The sequence below is a fragment of the Flavobacterium longum genome (assembly GCF_965137575.1).
Classification (GTDB): domain Bacteria; phylum Bacteroidota; class Bacteroidia; order Flavobacteriales; family Flavobacteriaceae; genus Flavobacterium; species Flavobacterium longum.
In genome coordinates this window covers 507,771-524,306 of sequence record NZ_CBCRZJ010000003.1, presented here as the reverse complement: position 1 = coordinate 524,306, position 16,536 = coordinate 507,771, and the positions used below count along the sequence as shown (strand labels likewise).

17 protein-coding genes and 1 tRNA gene are annotated in these 16,536 nt (G+C 44.7%); 9 read left to right on the top strand and 9 right to left on the bottom strand.

All coding sequences use genetic code 11. The features are described from left to right. The 3 genes from ACM9J1_RS08050 (at nucleotide 1) to ACM9J1_RS08040 (ending at nucleotide 1,883) form a co-directional block, all read left to right on the top strand. The gene (locus ACM9J1_RS08050) at nucleotides 1-327 is read left to right on the top strand and encodes a hypothetical protein (RefSeq protein ID WP_415581518.1); all 327 of its coding nucleotides are present in this window, start codon (nucleotides 1-3) and stop codon (nucleotides 325-327) included. Between the two features lie 127 nt (nucleotides 328-454). Then, complete coding sequence (locus ACM9J1_RS08045) at nucleotides 455-787, top strand: type II toxin-antitoxin system RelE/ParE family toxin (protein WP_415581517.1); 333 nt, start codon at nucleotides 455-457, stop codon at nucleotides 785-787. 10 nt (nucleotides 788-797) lie between these two features. Beyond that, on the top strand, nucleotides 798-1,883 hold the full coding sequence (locus tag ACM9J1_RS08040) for a HigA family addiction module antitoxin (RefSeq protein WP_415581516.1): 1,086 nt from the start codon (nucleotides 798-800) through the stop codon (nucleotides 1,881-1,883). 34 nt (nucleotides 1,884-1,917) lie between these two features. Here ACM9J1_RS08040 and ACM9J1_RS08035 read toward each other — a convergent pair whose 3' ends face one another. From ACM9J1_RS08035 to ACM9J1_RS08000, 8 genes are all read right to left on the bottom strand, one after another. Continuing rightward, nucleotides 1,918-2,988: a DUF3871 family protein gene (locus ACM9J1_RS08035; RefSeq protein ID WP_415581515.1), complete on the bottom strand. Its 1,071-nt coding sequence runs from the start codon at nucleotides 2,986-2,988 to the stop codon at nucleotides 1,918-1,920. Next, nucleotides 2,966-3,832: an AAA family ATPase gene (locus ACM9J1_RS08030; protein ID WP_415581514.1), complete on the bottom strand. Its 867-nt coding sequence runs from the start codon at nucleotides 3,830-3,832 to the stop codon at nucleotides 2,966-2,968. The genes ACM9J1_RS08035 and ACM9J1_RS08030 overlap by 23 nt, the downstream gene beginning before the upstream one ends. Before the next feature lie 188 nt (nucleotides 3,833-4,020). Further along, the gene (locus tag ACM9J1_RS08025) at nucleotides 4,021-4,887 is read right to left on the bottom strand and encodes a hypothetical protein (protein ID WP_415581513.1); all 867 of its coding nucleotides are present in this window, start codon (nucleotides 4,885-4,887) and stop codon (nucleotides 4,021-4,023) included. A 164-nt stretch (nucleotides 4,888-5,051) separates the two neighbouring features. Beyond that, nucleotides 5,052-6,254 carry a site-specific integrase gene (locus ACM9J1_RS08020; RefSeq protein ID WP_415581512.1) on the bottom strand — a complete coding sequence of 401 codons (1,203 nt, stop codon included), beginning with the start codon at nucleotides 6,252-6,254 and terminating at the stop codon, nucleotides 5,052-5,054. Between the two features lie 212 nt (nucleotides 6,255-6,466). Next, nucleotides 6,467-6,541: transfer RNA gene (locus ACM9J1_RS08015), tRNA-Val, on the bottom strand. A 57-nt stretch (nucleotides 6,542-6,598) separates the two neighbouring features. Next, entirely contained in the window at nucleotides 6,599-7,819 is a 1,221-nt protein-coding gene (locus tag ACM9J1_RS08010) for a bifunctional folylpolyglutamate synthase/dihydrofolate synthase (protein ID WP_415581511.1), read from the bottom strand. After that, nucleotides 7,819-8,727 (bottom strand): energy transducer TonB, encoded by a 909-nt coding sequence (locus ACM9J1_RS08005; RefSeq protein ID WP_415581510.1) that lies wholly within the window; start codon nucleotides 8,725-8,727, stop codon nucleotides 7,819-7,821. Before ACM9J1_RS08005 ends, ACM9J1_RS08010 begins: the two co-directional genes overlap by 1 nt. 91 nt (nucleotides 8,728-8,818) lie before the next feature. Then, on the bottom strand, nucleotides 8,819-10,048 hold the full coding sequence (locus ACM9J1_RS08000) for a Glu/Leu/Phe/Val dehydrogenase dimerization domain-containing protein (protein ID WP_415581509.1): 1,230 nt from the start codon (nucleotides 10,046-10,048) through the stop codon (nucleotides 8,819-8,821). A 132-nt stretch (nucleotides 10,049-10,180) separates the two neighbouring features. Here ACM9J1_RS08000 and ACM9J1_RS07995 point away from each other — a divergent pair, with 132 nt between their 5' ends. Both ACM9J1_RS07995 and ACM9J1_RS07990 read left to right on the top strand, forming a co-directional pair. Further along, complete coding sequence (locus tag ACM9J1_RS07995) at nucleotides 10,181-11,611, top strand: MBOAT family O-acyltransferase (RefSeq protein ID WP_415581508.1); 1,431 nt, start codon at nucleotides 10,181-10,183, stop codon at nucleotides 11,609-11,611. Continuing rightward, complete coding sequence (locus tag ACM9J1_RS07990; RefSeq protein ID WP_415581507.1) at nucleotides 11,611-12,564, top strand: hypothetical protein; 954 nt, start codon at nucleotides 11,611-11,613, stop codon at nucleotides 12,562-12,564. Before ACM9J1_RS07995 ends, ACM9J1_RS07990 begins: the two co-directional genes overlap by 1 nt. On the opposite strand, the gene ACM9J1_RS07985 is transcribed toward ACM9J1_RS07990, so the two are convergent. Continuing rightward, nucleotides 12,555-13,619, bottom strand: a complete 1,065-nt coding sequence (locus ACM9J1_RS07985; protein ID WP_415581506.1) for an anhydro-N-acetylmuramic acid kinase — start codon at nucleotides 13,617-13,619, stop codon at nucleotides 12,555-12,557. The genes ACM9J1_RS07990 and ACM9J1_RS07985 overlap by 10 nt on opposite strands. Nucleotides 13,620-13,678: 59 nt before the next feature. On the opposite strand from ACM9J1_RS07985, the gene ACM9J1_RS07980 reads away from it, so the two are divergent. The 4 genes from ACM9J1_RS07980 to ACM9J1_RS07965 all read left to right on the top strand — a co-directional run bounded on the left by ACM9J1_RS07980 (nucleotide 13,679) and on the right by ACM9J1_RS07965 (nucleotide 16,536). Then, nucleotides 13,679-14,812, top strand: a complete 1,134-nt coding sequence (locus ACM9J1_RS07980; RefSeq protein WP_415581505.1) for an acyl-CoA dehydrogenase — start codon at nucleotides 13,679-13,681, stop codon at nucleotides 14,810-14,812. 124 nt (nucleotides 14,813-14,936) lie between these two features. Further along, nucleotides 14,937-15,614 (top strand): Crp/Fnr family transcriptional regulator, encoded by a 678-nt coding sequence (locus ACM9J1_RS07975; protein WP_415581504.1) that lies wholly within the window; start codon nucleotides 14,937-14,939, stop codon nucleotides 15,612-15,614. A gap of 80 nt (nucleotides 15,615-15,694) precedes the next feature. Further along, nucleotides 15,695-16,156 (top strand): YHS domain-containing (seleno)protein, encoded by a 462-nt coding sequence (locus ACM9J1_RS07970; RefSeq protein ID WP_415581503.1) that lies wholly within the window; start codon nucleotides 15,695-15,697, stop codon nucleotides 16,154-16,156. After that, a complete protein-coding gene (locus ACM9J1_RS07965; protein WP_415581502.1) occupies nucleotides 16,156-16,536 on the top strand; it encodes a DoxX family protein in 381 nt (126 codons plus the stop codon). The genes ACM9J1_RS07970 and ACM9J1_RS07965 overlap by 1 nt, the downstream gene beginning before the upstream one ends.

Genomic DNA, 16,536 nt, shown 5'->3' with positions numbered 1-16,536 from the left:
ATGAAAGTAAGATTACATATAGAAGATTTGTTCGCCCAGCAACTACTTCATGATGAGATTTTTAAATCATCGTTATCTCTGGTAGTTAATGAAGAAGGTTTTATAACTGAAACTTGGGTAACTAATAATGTTGTCAATAATGATGAGAATACATTCAGAGCCCAAGTCCTTGATATGGTGAGGCAAAACTATTGTAGGTTAAACAATGTGGATGGGAGTTATTTGGATGTGGCTTATGAAGGAGTTTTGCCAACAGCACTTCAGTTTACGGGGCCTATGTATAGATTAGGAAAGTTAGTGAGCATAACTGATTTTGAGAATAATTGACGACTGGGGTTGTTTATAACTCGGCTTAGATGTGTATAAGTTTCAGGCAATAGTGTCTCAAAAATACAAACCTTTGCTAAAATTTTAATTAACAGGTAGTGTTAATTAAAAATATGTATATATTTGCATGGAAATTACATTTGAAGATAGCAACCTGAGGAAGTATGCAAATGATGATAGACTGGCTGTTAAGAAGCTGGGTCAAAGATGTGCAGACTTGTATAAGAGAAGGCTTGATGATTTACAAGCTGCTGCCTCATTGGAAGATGTAAGATATTTACCTGGAAGATTTCATGAGCTTAAAGCAAATAGAAAAGGAAAATGGGCATGTGACTTGGTTCATCCCTACAGGCTTATTTTTACTCCACATGAAAGGCCAATTCCCACAGATGGTGATGGCAAATATATTTGGGCTGAAATCAAGGGTATTGAGATAATCGAGATAGAAGATTACCACTAACTAACCACACATGGCACCTTTAAACCAATACTATCCACAATCAGTTTCACATCCAGGTTTGACCCTGCAAGATATTCTTGAAGAAAGGGAAATGGGTTCTAAAGAGCTTGCAGTAAGAACTGGGAAGCCTGAGAAAACCATTTCTGATGTTCTTAATGGAAAGAGCAGTATAACCCCTGAAATGGCAATACTTTTTGAACAAGTTTTGAAAGTTCCTGGTCAGTTTTGGTTGAACAGGCAAAAAACTTATGATGAGTATTTAGCAAGATTGGATTATCAAAAAACAATTGAAGAAGGATTGGAATGGGCTAAATCATTTCCATATCCTCAAATGGCAAAGTTTAATTGGGTGGAAACCACTTCAAAAAAAGAAGAAAAAGTGGTCAATCTATTTGAGTTTTTTGGAGTTTCTTCATCCAAAGGGTATTATGACTTTTACCATAATCAAAAACTCCTTGTAAACTTCAGGATTTCCCTAAAGAATAATGAAAACTCAGGTGCAATTGCAGCCTGGTTAAGAAGGGGAGAAATACAGGCTAATGAAATTGAAGTAAAAGAATTTGACAAGTCTGGCCTTAAAGAAGCAATACCTACATTAAAGAGAATTATGGCAGAAAATCCTGCTGATTTCTTTGACAGGTTACAGGAGGTTTGTGCAAATGTGGGTGTAAAAGTAGTTCATACACCTTGCTTACCCAAAGCTCCTATTCATGGTTCTACAAGATGGATAAGTGATACTCCATTAGTTCAAATGAGTGGCAGATATAGAAGGAATGACATTTTCTGGTTTACATTCTTTCATGAGATTGGTCACATCCTTTTACATGGAAAGAAATATATATCAATTGAGAACATTGATTATGATGGTGAAAACCAGGAATATGAAAATGAAGCTAATACCTTTTCAGCCAATGTACTTTTAACTGAGAAAGAGGAAAGAGAAATCTTATCAAATCACGACCTAGATAGTGATGATGTTGTTCATTATGCTGAAAAGTTTGGAATTCATCCAGCAATTATCATAGGAAGATTGCAACATAAGGGACTTGTGCCTTTTGGGCTTGGTAATCATTTCTTTGAACCTATTTCCTTATAAGAAGACCAACCCCATATTGCAGGGGTTGGATTTCTCAACTCAAAAACCAATGGTAGTCTCCACTACCAATCAGTGCCTTCTGAATGCCTTTAGTAAAATCAAAAGCATTCACATTCCTATCAAGGAAAGTATCAATGTAACTGGATTTGTTGGCCTGTGTAAAGAGGTTGTACACATTCCATAAGTTCACATCCCCAGTATTAGTTCTACTGAAATCAGCATCTTCATAATAATCCTTTACAACTGTGTTTAAGTGTCCATCTGTAAATGATAGACCAGGAATAGCAGATTTTTCAGCTTTAGGTAAATGCTGATACATCCTTGCCCTGCCCACCATTTGAGCAAACTGTTTTTCAGTCAGGGAATGCGCAGTCAGCATTTTCATCTGTTCCAGGTGCTTTTCAGCTTCATAGCTGTAGATTACAGATGAAATCTTGCTTTGCAATTCCTGATAAGAAGCAACTCTCATATCATCCACCAAGCCATCACTCCAGATACAGAGGTTGCAACAAACCTTGTTTTGGAAGCCTATAAAGAACTTGAACCTTTCCAAAGATTTCTTGTTGTACAGGTTTTCCTGATTGTAGCTTCTGACCCCGCCAATAGTTAAGGCAAGCTCATTTCCATTTATTGATTCCTGAATACCAGGAACACGAATGATAAATGCCATCCTTTCAAAATATTGTGTTCTTTCGCTGTCCAACAGGTCTTTGGCATTCTTATGTATGGCTTCTGGTGTCCTGCCCTTGATTTGGTGGCTCACCCTGATTTCAGGAAGTGAAATGCTCTGCTTTGGAAATGCTTTTGAGATACAATCCTGAGCAATTTCTATAAATTCCTGATGTGCAATAGTTCTTTCATTGTCCTTGCTGAAAACTGGAATCACACATTCATTGGTCAGATTGTGTAACCTTATTTCCTGAGTATTGGCCTCAATGAATGGTTTGTCTTGGAATACAAGTGCAGGCGCTTGGGCATTGCTACCCTGTTGTGGAGTACGTTTAATTGGAATAACAGCATTATCTTGGGATAAATGTGCTTCTCTAACTGGTTGTAACTTCAAGTCAACGTTCATTTTAGATTCAATCGTGTGTAGTGCTTCCATTTGTACTGAATGCTTTAGGGTTTAACAATATTTCATTTGAGGTAATGGTGTCCTTCTGGATTTTGAAATCATATTCCAGAAGCTCTCTCCAAATGCTGTATTGGCTATAGAGCATCTTCAACTGTTCCAAGTTCTTGGCTTCCTTGATTTTTGCTCGTGCTTCCTGAAGATTAGTTCCTGAGTTGCACCAATTCAAAATCTTCTGACCCGTGGCAGGGCTTATTCTGAATTCTGGTTTATCCATGAACGAACCTGTCCTATCTTTACTCGAAACAGCAAAATGTTTGATGTCGAGGTCAAATACAATGGTAAACTCGTAGTCAAGCCCATCTTTCTGCACAGCTTTCAGCCCAACTTTTTCAGGAACATATTTGCCATCTTTTTGATTGAGCACGTAATCCTGTTTGGTTCTCATGGTAGCAATCACATGGGCATCACACTGAAGGATTCTGTCAGTAAAAGTCTTCTGCATGGGAGTTACCTTTGACCAATTGGTAAAGGAGTTTCCTGCAAGTGAGGAATGATAATCAAGCAAGTAATCCCAACAATGGGAAATACTGTCAATAATAATGACTTCCATGCCTGCCCTTTCACAAACATCAATGGCTTTCATATAAATTTCTGGAGTAAATGGTGGACTTAGAGTCAGTACATTGTACTGCCCCAAGTGTGCATAGAGGTCGGCACTTCCATTTTCGGTATCGATAATGGCTACTTTGCTGAAATCTCCGTTTGTCAGCCCTTGAGCCAACAACAAACTACTGTAAGTCTTCCCTGAGCCAGCCGAACCTTGTAGAGCCATCTTGATTTTGGCTCTTTTTCTTTCTGAGTGTCTTAGTTGCATTTTATATACTTTAAGTGGTTAGAGTTCTTTTACTTTCCTGGTCTTTTACATCATAAAAAAACCAACCTCTTGTGGAGATTGGTTTCAATTTTGGTTTTCCATTGGAGAAAACCAGTCAATAAAAGAGAATAGTTTTTTTTTGGTTTATATTAATGATAATAACTAGCAACAGTTTTCCTCCAACGGTTCTATTGCATTCTTGAAGAGCTTTGTCTGAACAAGGCTGGTCTAAGGTATGTAGCAAAGATTTGTTCATAATTCTTTTCCTCATTGGGTTTAAATATTTGCGAAACAAGACCTATGATGGCAGCGGCATTCAGGTCAAAGTAATTTACCTGAAGTGGTCTATCTACAAATGTTTTTCTGACCTCCTTAGTGACTATGCCAAGTTCTATAAATTTCTCCAATATTTTAGTTGCTCTGTCCTTTTTAACCCCAACTTCCTCATAAATTTTTTCTTTTGACCAGTGGAATGGTTTGAATTTAAAATTTTTAAACTTGATTAAAAGTGATTCAAACACCACTCTTTCATCACAAGAAAAGAAATTGCTGTCATACCCTATAAACGAAGTTAGTCGAACTCCAAAAAAAGGTTCGTAATCAATTGGAATAAATTCTAAAGAACTGTGTTTCTCTACTTTTCCAATGTCAATCACACATTTGCTCTGAGGCGTCGGTAAAATTGATTGAGAGCTTGTGATGGAGAATGTTTTTTCTTTGGTTACCTCCAACAAAATGTATTTTTTATCATTACCCATCTCAAAATTCTCAGAATGACTTAAAGTGTGGTCATAAAGCTGAATTTCTTCAAAACCATCAGGCGCTACAATTTCATATCTCTTTTTCCTGTTTCTTTCCTTTGCTCTCTCAGGTTCCAAAGAGATATGCATTGCAATGTCCTCATCGGTCATACTTGGATTTAGTCTCAAAAAGTACTTTCTCAAAAACTCTGGGTCATTTTCACCAACAATATCAGCATAGTCTTCTTTTGTTGGATTTGTCTTGCGGAATTCCTCAATCAATTGGTCATCCTGAATTAAAAATAAATTTTCCATAAATATGAATATTTATAGGTTAAACTGAAGGAGTTCACCTTCAAAATGAATCTAAAAAACTCGATTATTATATAGAAAACTCGAAACCAGTTTAGATTGAGGATTTGCAGATTTCCTCCAACTGATTGCCTACAAAGGTAAACAATCAATGGAAATAAAAGAGCCTACTTCAATTTTTTTTGAAGCAAGCTCATATGTTCGCTGACTTTTTTCTGAACGACCTTAGCGTAATGCTCTTGGGTAATTGAAATTTTGGAATGCCCTAATAGTTCCGAAACAATTTCCATAGGAACATCGTTGTAGAGTAGCACAGTTGTCGCAAAAGTCTTTCTGGCGATGTGGTGTGTCAAATTCTTTTCAATTCCAACAATCTCAGCCACCTCTTTTATGTATGAATTAAATCTTTGGTTGCTGATTACAGGTAGTAGACTTTGATTGTCCTGGTACTTCTCGATAATAAGTTTGGCTTTTGGAAGTAGGGGAAGGGAGAAACTTTTTTGGGTTTTCTGTCTCTGCATCTGAATCCATTGGTTACCATCAAATCCTTTGTTGATGTTTGATGGCTTCAGATTTGCCATTTCAGTGTAAGCTAATCCAGTATAGCAACAGAACACAAACATATCCCTGACCTGTTCCAGTCTTTGCTGAGAAAATGTATGAGTTTCAAGTTTGCTCAGTTCTTCAGGCGTCAGATAAACTACTTCCTTTTTTGGCTTGTGGTTCTTGTGCAAGATGAAAGGGTCTTTGGCCAGATAATCTAATGATATAGCCAGTTTCACCATCTGCCTCAATCTTTGAATGGTTTTATACAAAGTATGTTGCTTGAACTTCTTCTCAGATTTCAGGTAGAACTCAAAATCACTAATGAATGATGCTTTGAGCTTCTTCAATTCAAAATCCCTCCTTTGATAAGTCGTCCAGAGAAATGATTTGACGTGATTCCTAGTCTGGTAAAACTTTGCCACAGATACTTTGGTAGATTCTATTCCAATCAGCTTTTCCTGCTTTTGAATATGGTATTGGAAAACATCAAGTATTGTCCTGTCCTTATCCAGTTTTACACCTGCATACTGGTTATAAATGTCCCTGACATCAAAACCAAGCCCCTGAACCTGTAGAAACAAAAAAGCCTGATTCACTTTATTTGTAATCAGGCTTAGTTCTTTGTTGATGAAAGTATGTTCTTCAGTTGGTGGCTTTGCTAACTGCAATTTGCTGTACCAGTTCTTTGGATTGATGAACAACCCTGTAGCAAATGGTTTTCTTTGTCCTAAGTAGGTAATTCTACAAAGGATTGGGGATAATCCATTTCTATTTTTCCTGGTGCCTGAAATCACAAACAGGATTTTAAAGATGTTGTCATTCATTGTGATTTAATTTTTGGATAGTTTGAGAAATACAATGTAGCCTAATTAAAAATTCATGTAGCCTAATTGGTAGCCTTTTTTCAGGCATACAATAGTGAAGATTGAAAATTGAGATAGAATAGAAGAAAGCCAAGAATGCTTCCCAATCCCTTTACAGAAAGCCATAAAACAAAAAAGACCTTCATTTCTGAAAGTCTTTGTTTTTAAACTTGTGGGCGATGAGGGGTTCGAACCCCCGACCCCCTCGGTGTAAACGAGGTGCTCTGAACCAGCTGAGCTAATCGCCCGAATGCGAGTGCAAATATAAGCCAGTTTTTGGGAACTCCAAATAAAAACGGGAAAAATTATAAAATTTCTGCGACCACAAACGTGCTGCCGCCGATGTATATGAAGTCGTTTTTTGTGGCGTTTGTGCGTGCGGCATCATAAGCGGCTGACACTGACGGATATATTTCTCCGTGTAGGTTGTAGTCTGCAGAAACGGTTTTCAGAATTTCTGCATCCAGTCCGCGAGGGATATTTGGCCTGCAGAAGTAATAGGCCGCATTTTTCGGGAACAAAGGCAAAATGTCGTCGAGGTCTTTGTCGTTTACGACACCCAGCACAATATGCAATTTGTCGTATTTGTGTTTTGCCAACTGGTTCATGACGATTTTAAGCCCGTGGCTGTTGTGCGCGGTATCGGCAATCACGGTCGGGTAGTATTGGAGCTGCTGCCACCGCCCGCGCAATCCGGTATTTTGTACCACGCGTCTCAGTCCATCGGCAAGATGTTCGTTGCCGATGTCAAAAAGCTGCCGCTCCTGCAACACGCGAATGGCTTGGACGACAGTCTTTTTGTTGTGGATTTGATAATCGCCCAAAAGATCGGAACTGAAATCTTCGGTCACCAAATCACTGGCGAAGTAAATATCAGACTTCGTTTCGGCGGCTTTGTTCAGGAACACCGGTTTGGTTTCTTCCAGATATTCGCCGATGACCACCGGAATATTTGGTTTGATGATGCCGGCTTTCTCGGCAGCGATCAGTTCCAATGTGCTGCCGAGGAATTGCATGTGGTCAAAGCCGATGTTGGTGATGACCGACAACAGCGGCGTGATGATATTTGTCGAATCAAGCCTGCCGCCCAAACCGGTCTCGATGATCGCTACGTCAACCTTTTCTGTCGCGAAATAGTCGAACGCCAGCCCAACGGTCATTTCAAAGAAACTGAGTTGGTGCTGTTCAAAAAATGCCTTGTGTTTGTCGATAAAATCAACGATGAATTGCTCCGGGATGTCGCGTCCGTCAATCTTGATGCGCTCGCGGAAATCCTTTAAATGTGGCGAAGTGTAAAGCCCGGTTTTGTAGCCGGCTTCCATGAGCACCGACGCCAACATGTGTGAGGTCGAGCCTTTACCGTTTGTGCCGGCTACGTGGATGCATTTGATGTTGCGCTCCGGATGCCCGAGATAATCCGCTAATACTAAGGTATTCGTCAGGTCTTTTTTATAGGCCGATGCGCCTTGGTGTTGGTACATGGGCAGTTGCCGGAACATCCATTCCACCGTTTCGGAATAGGTCATCAGTCTGTAAGCCTGAAGTTGTATATGATGGTGCCCGTTTGGTTTCCGGAGCCGTTCGGATTGGCGTCAAATGTCGTGTTCATCGCAGCCGCTTTAGCCTGTTGTGCGAGACATGACGCAGGATTTGTCGTGCCACGGTAACCCGGTGCAGCAGCAATCACTTTCCCGGCTGCATTTACGGTAATCTGTACGACGACTTTACCTTGTTCATTGCATTCGTATCTCGGTTGCGGTTTGCTGATGACCTTGCGTCCGGCCAGGTTGTAGTTGCCGACGCCGGTGCCGCGTCCGCTTCCCGAACCGCCACCAGAACCGCTGCCACTTCCCGGACCTTGACCCGTTCCGTTGCCGCTGCCGTCGCCGCCGCCTGTTCCGCCGCCCGAGCCGCCGCCACCGTCATAGCCACGGTTGCCGGTGCTGCCATACGCTTTGCCTTTGTTGCCGCCCACTTTGTCTGAACCGTCACCCGATTGGTCTGTGCCACGCAGCAAATCGTCGAGCGCGCTTTGGGTTGATTTGGCGGGTGTTGGTTTTTTAGGAACCGGTGTTTCCAAAGGTTTGGTTTCCGGTTTTTTCGGTTTCTCGATGGGCTTCTTGATGTCGGCAATCGCGGGTGCGTTATCGCTTTCGTCGGTCAGGATTTCGCTGGCTTCCGCGGGTTTGGCCACGACAGGTTCCGGCGCTTGGCGTACGCTTTCCTTCGATTCGAAATTATCGCCCATGCCCACATCGCTGTCGCCAAAGTTCACCGCAATGTCGCCACCGCCACCGCCACCGCCTTCCAATTGTTGGATGATGGTCGCGTCGTTCTTCAAGTGAAAAATCAACAACAAAATCAACACCCATACGAAAGTGATGGCCGTAAAAAGGAGCGATTTTCTTTCTGCGTCGGTGGTTAAAACTGCCATAGCAAAACGGTTTTAAGTCTTGTGCCCATGATTTTGGGGTCGGGTTTCCGCAAATATAACGGCTTTCGCGCCGAATAATTATGTGTCCGGATTATTTTACCAACAGCTTCAGGGCAATCTCAAAGGCCGCCGCGCTTAGGTTTGTCCTCGAATTGTTGATTTCGTGAACCTTTTCAATCGCGCGTTTGATGGTGTTGGACGTGTCCGAGAAAATCGCCTCGTCGGTCATCGGGACTTTGCGCTCCATGAAATACGCGAAAACACGCGCCATACCGCAGTTTGAGATGAAGTCCGGGATGAGCGATATTTTGCGGTCGGTGTGTTCCATGATTGGGCCGAAGAAGATTTCCTTGTCGGCAAACGGTACATTCGCCCCGCACGAAATCACTTCCAGTCCTGCGCTGATCATCGCATCGACCTGTTCCTTCGTAACCAATCTGGAGGCAGCGCACGGCGTAAAGATCTCGGCACCGATGGTCCATATTTTTTCGTTGAGCTGCGCAAACGGAATCATCTGGCCGGAAACCAGTTTGTTTCCGTCTTTATTAAGGAATAATGTCCTGATTTCCTCGAAACTGAAACCGGTCTCATTGATCAGTCCGCCGTCGCGGTCAATGATGCCTACGATTTTCACGCCCATTTCCGCCAAATAGAATGCCGCCGCCGATCCGACATTTCCAAATCCTTGCACAATCGCACGCTTGCCGGTGACTTCGCCGCCGTAAATCCGGTAGAAATGACGCACCGCTTCGGCCACACCATAACCGGTAATCATGTCGGCCACGGTGTATTTGCGCAACACGTCCGGGGAAAACGCTGGGTTTTCAATCACTTTTACAACGCCCTGACGCAATTGCCCGATGCGGTTGATCTTGTCGGCTTCCGTTGGGCGGAAATGCCCATTGAACACGCCTTCTTGCGGATGCCACACGCCACATTCCTCGGTCATCGGGATGACTTCATGGATTTCATCGACATTCAAATCGCCGCCCGTTCCGTAATAGCTTTTCAACAATGGCGAAACGGCTTTATACCAACGGCGCAACACGTCTTGCTTGCGCGGGTCGGCCGGATCGAAGTTGATGCCTGATTTCGCGCCGCCAATCGCTGGCCCAGACACGGTAAATTTTACTTCCATCGTCTTGGCCAACGACAGCACTTCATTCATGTCGAGCCCTTTTCGCATGCGGGTTCCGCCACCAGCCGCGCCGCCGCGCAGTGAGTTGATTACCGTCCAGCCTTCGGCGTCGGTTTCGGTGTCTTTCCAATGGAATACGATTTCGGGTTGTTTATTTTCGAATTTGTGGAGTAAATCTTTCATCAGGGTGTTTGTTGCGCGGCAAAGATAGTCCATTAAATGAAAAACGCCCGCCCGCAATTTTAAATAAATCGGGCTAAAAGTTTTAAACTTCGGGGCTGTTGTATAATTTCACGGCCTTAACCAAATGACGCCATGTTATTTAATTCGCTGGGTTTCGCACTTTTCTTACCGGTCGTTTTTGTATTGTATTGGTTTGTGTTGCGCGGAAGCTTGAAAGCCCAAAACGTGTTGCTTTTGGTGTCGAGTTACTTTTTTTATGCCTGTTGGGATTGGCGTTTTCTCTTCTTGTTGATTTTCTCAACGATGCTCGACTATTATACCGGGCTTCGGATGTACGATGCCCAGTCCAGATCGGCCAAGAAGTTTTGGTTTTGGCTGAGCATCATTGTCAACCTTGGTTTTCTGAGCGTATTCAAATACTACAATTTCTTCATCAATTCGTTTGCCGAGGCTGCTTCGCATGTTGGCTGGACGGTGAATCCCTATACAATTAAAGTAATTCTGCCCGTCGGGATTTCATTTTATACTTTCCACGGCTTGTCGTACGTCATCGATATTTATTACGACCGCATCAAACCCGAGCGCAATGTCGTGGATTACTCGGTATTCGTGAGTTTTTTTCCGTTGCTCGTGGCGGGGCCAATCGAACGGGCGACGCATTTGTTGCCACAGATTAAGAAACCGCGGCAATTTGACTATGCCCGAGCGGTTGATGGTTTGCGTCAAATCTTGTGGGGTTTGTTCAAGAAAGTCGTCATTGCAGACCAATGCGCGATCATCGTAAACAAGGTTTTCGAATTTCCTGACGATCGCTCAGGAAGTTCATTGGCGGTAGCCGCGGTGCTTTTTGCCTTCCAGATTTACGGCGATTTTTCGGGCTATTCAGACATTGCGCTGGGCACAGCCAGACTGTTTGGCGTAGATTTGTTGCGCAATTTCGCCTTCCCGTATTTTTCGCGTGACATCGCAGAATTCTGGCGCAGGTGGCACATTTCGCTCTCGACCTGGTTCCGCGATTATTTGTACATTCCGCTCGGCGGCAGCAAAGGCGGCACATGGATGAAAGTCCGGAATACTTTCATCATTTTTCTGGTGAGCGGTTTCTGGCACGGCGCGAATTGGACATTCATTATTTGGGGTTTGCTCAACGCCTTGTACATCATGCCGTCGATCATATTCAATACCAACCGCAACAATTTGGGTACGGTAGCCGCAGGACGATTCCTTCCGTCATTTAGTGATGTCGTGGCGATGGGCGTCACTTTCTCGCTTACCGTGTTGGCGTGGATTTTCTTTCGGGCAGATCACGTCTCGGCCGCATTCGAATACATCGGACGGATGTTTTCAAGTTCCTTTTTTTCGATGCCTTATGTGTTACCCAAAGGTTTGGCCGTGTTGGTTGCCATCTTCATGCTCATTGAATGGCTGGGCCGCGAACAGCAATTTGCGATAGCAAAGCTCCCGATGCCGCGCGTGGTAAGGGCAGCGTTCTATTACGTCTTGGTTGTCGCGGTCATTTATTATTCTGGTGCCGAACAACAATTCATTTATTTCCAATTCTGATGAAAAAATTCTTGATCAAACTCAGCTTGTATAGCCTGCCGTTCCTGGTCGCGTTCATCGGCGCGGAAGTATACCTTCGGTTTGCCCAGACGAGCTACACCATAAAGGACGACGGTTTGCGCGAAGGCAAGGCCGAAATCTTGATCCTCGGGAATTCGCACATGAACTACGCCGCAGATCCGAGCCGTTTCTCGATGTATGCTTTCAATGCGTCCAACGTGGCGCAGTCGCTTTATTTCGACAAGCGTATTACATTGAAACACCTCGACCATTTGCCCAAACTGAAATTTGTCCTGATCGGAATGGATTTTCATTCGCTCTCATTCAGCTCGCAGGACAGTCGAGACATTTGGTCGTACCTTGGTTACGGCATCGCTTACAAAGACAGTGTTCCGTTTTCGTCCAAGATTTCGTATGTGTCTGCGCTGACGCCAAAAATTGCATTTGAGTTTGTCAAACGGGGTTATTCGGGAGACTATGACATCGTCAAAGCCGTAGATTTGGATGCTGGTGTGGACTTGTCAAAACCGATTGAAAAAGGCTATGTTTCGTATCCGTCAACCGGCGGTGTGTTAAATTCGGAATTTCACCAACGAACCAGGGCCAAAGCGTTCAATCATATGGTTTGGGCTTGTAAGGAAAGACCAGCCATTATTGCCGATTTAGAAGGGTTTATCGTTGAACTGCAAAAACGTGGCGTGACGCCTATTTTCGTGACCGCACCGTGTTATGCACCATACGTAAAGATGCTCGACGCGCGGTTGATGGCACAGCACCAGCGGGAGATTGACAGGCTTACGGAAAAGTACGGCGTCAAGCATTGGGATTATTTAAACATGCCGCTGCCGGAGAAAGCCTTTCACGATTACGATCATTTGAGTGCGCTCGGGGCGAGGATTTTTTCGGATACGCTCAATCATCGGTTGCAGCGGGATTTCATCTCTCAGCGGTAGATTTCACCTGAACTATGGTCGCGGCTGGCGCCGGTTACGCTCGCCAACACATTGATGTCGCCGCGCAACTTCAATACGCCCAACAGCGCAAAAATCAAGGCTTCTTTGTATTCCAGGGTTTTCGCGTCTGGAATCACCAGTTGCATTTCGGGCAAGTGGAATTGCATCCGTTCCATCAGGAAATCGTGGTATGCGCCGCCGCCGGTGACGAGCATCTTGCCGGTTTTTTGGGGAAGCGCCGCAGCAACCTGGATCGCGACGTGTTCGGTAAATGTCCGGAGGATATCTTCAATCGGGATGTCGTATTCCGAGATGAGCGGCAGCACGGTTTCCCGTACAAATTCGTATCCGAGCGATTTCGGGAACGGCTTTCGGTAGAATTCCAACGCATTTAAATCAGACAAAAGATCAAGATCGACCTGTCCGCTGCGGGCAACGTTTCCTTTGTCATCATAGTCCAGTCCGAGGAAATCGGCATAAAAGTTCAACACCGTATTCACCGGCGAAATATCGAAGGCCACTCGTTTTCCAGCGTCTTCAAAAGACACATTCGAAAACCCGCCCAAATTCAGGCAGTAATTGTAATCGGCGAAGAGCAAACGGTCACCAATCGGGACGAGTGGCGCGCCTTGGCCACCCAGTTTTACATCGGCTACCCGAAAGTCACAAACGACCGTTTCGCCCACGATGGCTGCAATTTCAGGCAAATTCCCGATTTGCAAAGTCAACCCATTTTGCGGCTGGTGCAACACGGTATGGCCGTGCGAACAAACGGCATCGAGGTTTTGAAGTTGGTGCTTTTCGATGAAATCCCGGATGACACCGCCGAGCAATTTTGTGTAATCAAGGTTGATTTGTTTCAGTTCGGCATCGGTAAACGTCACGGCGTGTTTGAGGTTGTGGAACCAGTTGTCGTCATACGCAACGGTTTCGCATTCATGGATGGCGAAAGTCCATTTTTGGCCTCGCAAAGTCAGGGTAATGTGCGCCAAGTCTATACCGTCGAGCGAGGTGCCCGACATGACTCCGATAACGTTGTAGTTTTCTGCCAGCATCAGTGTGAATAAGAACCAAAAGTACTATATTTGACCGCAATTTTAAAAATAACGACCACATGGATTTTAATTTGACCGAAGAGCATTTGATGATACAGCAGGCCGCGCGTGATTTTGCGCAGAATGAACTTTTGCCGGGCGTGATTGAGCGCGACGAGCATTCCAAGTTTCCGGCCGAGCAGGTAAAGATGATGGCCGATCTGGGCTTCTTGGGCATGATGGTCGACCCGAAATATGGCGGTGCCGGACTTGATTCTGTCTCGTATGTATTGGCCATGACCGAAATTGCAAAGGTCGATGCTTCGGCAGCGGTAATCATGTCTGTGAACAACTCATTGGTGTGTGCCGGCATGGAAAAATACTGCAGCGAAGAGCAAAAAATGAAATACCTCGTGCCGCTGGCCAAAGGCGAAGTCATCGGCGCATTTTGTTTGTCGGAGCCGGAAGCCGGTTCAGATGCGACATCACAGAAAACTACGGCCATAGACAAAGGCGACTATTATTTGCTGAACGGTACCAAAAACTGGATTACCAATGGCAGTACGGCCTCAACCTACTTGGTCATGGCGCAAACCGATATCGAAAAAGGCCACAAAGGCATCAACGCATTCATCGTAGAAAAAGGCTGGCCGGGTTTTGAAATCGGGCCGAAGGAAAAGAAAATGGGCATCCGCGGATCTGACACGCATTCGCTGATGTTCACCGACGTTAAAGTACCGAAGGAAAACCGCATCGGCGCCGATGGTTTTGGTTTCAGTTTCGCGATGAATGTCTTGAACGGCGGCCGTATCGGGATTGCCTCACAAGCCTTGGGCATTGCCACCGGCGCGTATGAACTCGCATTGAAATATTCCAAGGAGCGCAAGGCTTTCGGCAAGGAAATTTTCCACCATCAGGCCATCGCATTTAAGTTGGCCGATATGTTCGTGAAAATCACCGCTGCCAAATTGTTGGTCATGAAAGCCGCTTGCGAGAAAGACGAAGGCAAAGACATTTCACATTCGGGCGCGATGGCGAAACTGTACGCTTCGGAAGTGGCGCTCGAAGTAGCCAATGAAGCCGTCCAAATCCACGGCGGAAACGGCTACGTAGCCGAATATCACGTAGAACGCATGATGCGCGACGCAAAGATCACCCAGATTTACGAAGGCACGTCCGAAATCCAGCGCATCGTCATTTCTCGCGGATTGTAAATATACGATTGAAAATCAGCATAAAGTCCGGTGATTGCATCGGACTTTTTTTATTATTTTTATCGGCGAAGTTCGGTCGTCTCTCAATCCTACGCGTCCGAATCAATCCATCGAAAAATACCGGATGTACGAAGAACTCAAATATTGGTACTTGCGCGATCACAAACTTTTTCGCGCGTTGAGTTTTAGCCAAATCAAGCAACTGTGCATCATCGTTGGGTTCAAGAAAGCCAAGAAAGGCGAGATCATCTATTTCTCGCAATCTGAAGTGCCGCGGATTTTCCTGCTCAAACGCGGCAACATCAAGATCGTTTCCGTGGACGACGAGGGCAACGAAACCATCAAGGACATCATCCGCAAAGGCGATTTGTTCGGGCAACTCGAACTGGAGCCCGACAAGGAAGTCAACGAATACGCGAAAGTGCTCACTGATGAGGTTTCCATCTGTAGTTTCCTGATGTCGGACTTCGAGGATTTATTGCTCCGCAACCCAAACCTTGCCTTGTCGTACACTAAATTCGTTGGCCTACGTATGAAACGCATCCGGAACAACTACGCCAATCTCGTATCCAAAGACGCCAAAAGCAGGCTGCACGGTTTTTTGAAAGATTGGGTCGAGAGTGAAGGCGTCGTATCGGGCAACAGTGCCACCATCGAAAATTACCTTACGCAACACGACATCGCGCAAATCATTTGCACCTCGCGCCAGACGGCAACACAACTCCTGAACGATCTGGAAACTTCCGGCGTCATTGTGTACAACCGCAAGGAAATCCAAATTCCGGATTTGACCAAACTGTAAATTGCATCGAACTGTCGCATACCCGACAACGCGCTCTGTAGCACCAAAATACATTTGTCGAAATTTAAAACCATTTCAGTATGAAACTTCGTAATGTATTTGTGGCCGCCGTGTTGTTTTTATCGGTATCGGCCATCGCACAACAGGCCAAACGACTGGCGCATTTTAATGTAGAGAACAAAGTCGGCATTCAGGGTTATGATCCGGTGGCGTATTTCAAACAAGGAAAAGCGGTGAAAGGGAAGAAAGAATTTTCGGCATCATACCAAGGCATCGTGTATTATTTCGCGAATGAAACAGACAAGGCGGCGTTCCTGAAAAACCCGACGGCCTATGAACCGCAATACGGCGGCTGGTGCGCGTTTGCGATGGGCGATTACGGCGAAAAAGTAGAGATTGATCCGGAAACATTCAAGATCGTGGACGGGAAGTTATACCTGTTCTACAACAAATTCCTGAACAACACGCTCAAGAGTTGGAACAAGAACGAAGCAAAACTGAAGAAGAACGCCGATGCCAATTGGGAAAAACTCACCAGATAATGAAAACGAACATTTTTTCATGGCTGCTCAGAATAACTGCGGCAGTCATCTTTTTACAGACTTTATTTTTTAAATTTACGGCCAGCGAAGAATCGGTGTATATCTTTTCGACGCTGGGCATGGAACCGTTCGGGCGCATTGGTTCGGGCGTGGCAGAATTGGTTGCCGCGATTTTGCTTTTGGTGCCGCGTACAACCCTTTACGGTGCATTGCTCGGATTGGGCATCATGGCCGGTGCCATTGCTTCGCACTTGTTCGTATTGGGCATTGAAGTGAAGGCCGACGGCGGATTGTTGTTTGTCTTGGCCGTCGTATCGTTTGTATGCTGTGCGATTCTGGCGTACCTGAATAAAAAAGATTTACCTTTTAACCTGTCGTAA

Bases quoted from the DNA above. Each gene is read 5' to 3' on its own strand.
- ACM9J1_RS07970 (WP_415581503.1), top strand. From the start codon at position 15,695: ATGAAACTTCGTAATGTATTTGTGGCCGCCGTGTTGTTTTTATCGGTA.
- ACM9J1_RS08050 (WP_415581518.1), top strand. From the start codon at position 1: ATGAAAGTAAGATTACATATAGAAGATTTGTTCGCCCAGCAACTACTT.
- ACM9J1_RS07980 (WP_415581505.1), top strand. From the start codon at position 13,679: ATGGATTTTAATTTGACCGAAGAGCATTTGATGATACAGCAGGCCGCG.
- ACM9J1_RS08030 (WP_415581514.1), bottom strand. From the start codon at position 3,832: ATGCAACTAAGACACTCAGAAAGAAAAAGAGCCAAAATCAAGATGGCT.
- ACM9J1_RS07975 (WP_415581504.1), top strand. From the start codon at position 14,937: ATGTACGAAGAACTCAAATATTGGTACTTGCGCGATCACAAACTTTTT.
- ACM9J1_RS08000 (WP_415581509.1), bottom strand. From the start codon at position 10,048: ATGAAAGATTTACTCCACAAATTCGAAAATAAACAACCCGAAATCGTA.
- ACM9J1_RS08045 (WP_415581517.1), top strand. From the start codon at position 455: ATGGAAATTACATTTGAAGATAGCAACCTGAGGAAGTATGCAAATGAT.
- ACM9J1_RS07985 (WP_415581506.1), bottom strand. From the start codon at position 13,619: ATGCTGGCAGAAAACTACAACGTTATCGGAGTCATGTCGGGCACCTCG.
- ACM9J1_RS08020 (WP_415581512.1), bottom strand. From the start codon at position 6,254: ATGAATGACAACATCTTTAAAATCCTGTTTGTGATTTCAGGCACCAGG.
- ACM9J1_RS08040 (WP_415581516.1), top strand. From the start codon at position 798: ATGGCACCTTTAAACCAATACTATCCACAATCAGTTTCACATCCAGGT.
- ACM9J1_RS07990 (WP_415581507.1), top strand. From the start codon at position 11,611: ATGAAAAAATTCTTGATCAAACTCAGCTTGTATAGCCTGCCGTTCCTG.
- ACM9J1_RS07965 (WP_415581502.1), top strand. From the start codon at position 16,156: ATGAAAACGAACATTTTTTCATGGCTGCTCAGAATAACTGCGGCAGTC.
- ACM9J1_RS08010 (WP_415581511.1), bottom strand. From the start codon at position 7,819: ATGACCTATTCCGAAACGGTGGAATGGATGTTCCGGCAACTGCCCATG.
- ACM9J1_RS08035 (WP_415581515.1), bottom strand. From the start codon at position 2,988: ATGGAAGCACTACACACGATTGAATCTAAAATGAACGTTGACTTGAAG.
- ACM9J1_RS07995 (WP_415581508.1), top strand. From the start codon at position 10,181: ATGTTATTTAATTCGCTGGGTTTCGCACTTTTCTTACCGGTCGTTTTT.
- ACM9J1_RS08025 (WP_415581513.1), bottom strand. From the start codon at position 4,887: ATGGAAAATTTATTTTTAATTCAGGATGACCAATTGATTGAGGAATTC.
- ACM9J1_RS08005 (WP_415581510.1), bottom strand. From the start codon at position 8,727: ATGGCAGTTTTAACCACCGACGCAGAAAGAAAATCGCTCCTTTTTACG.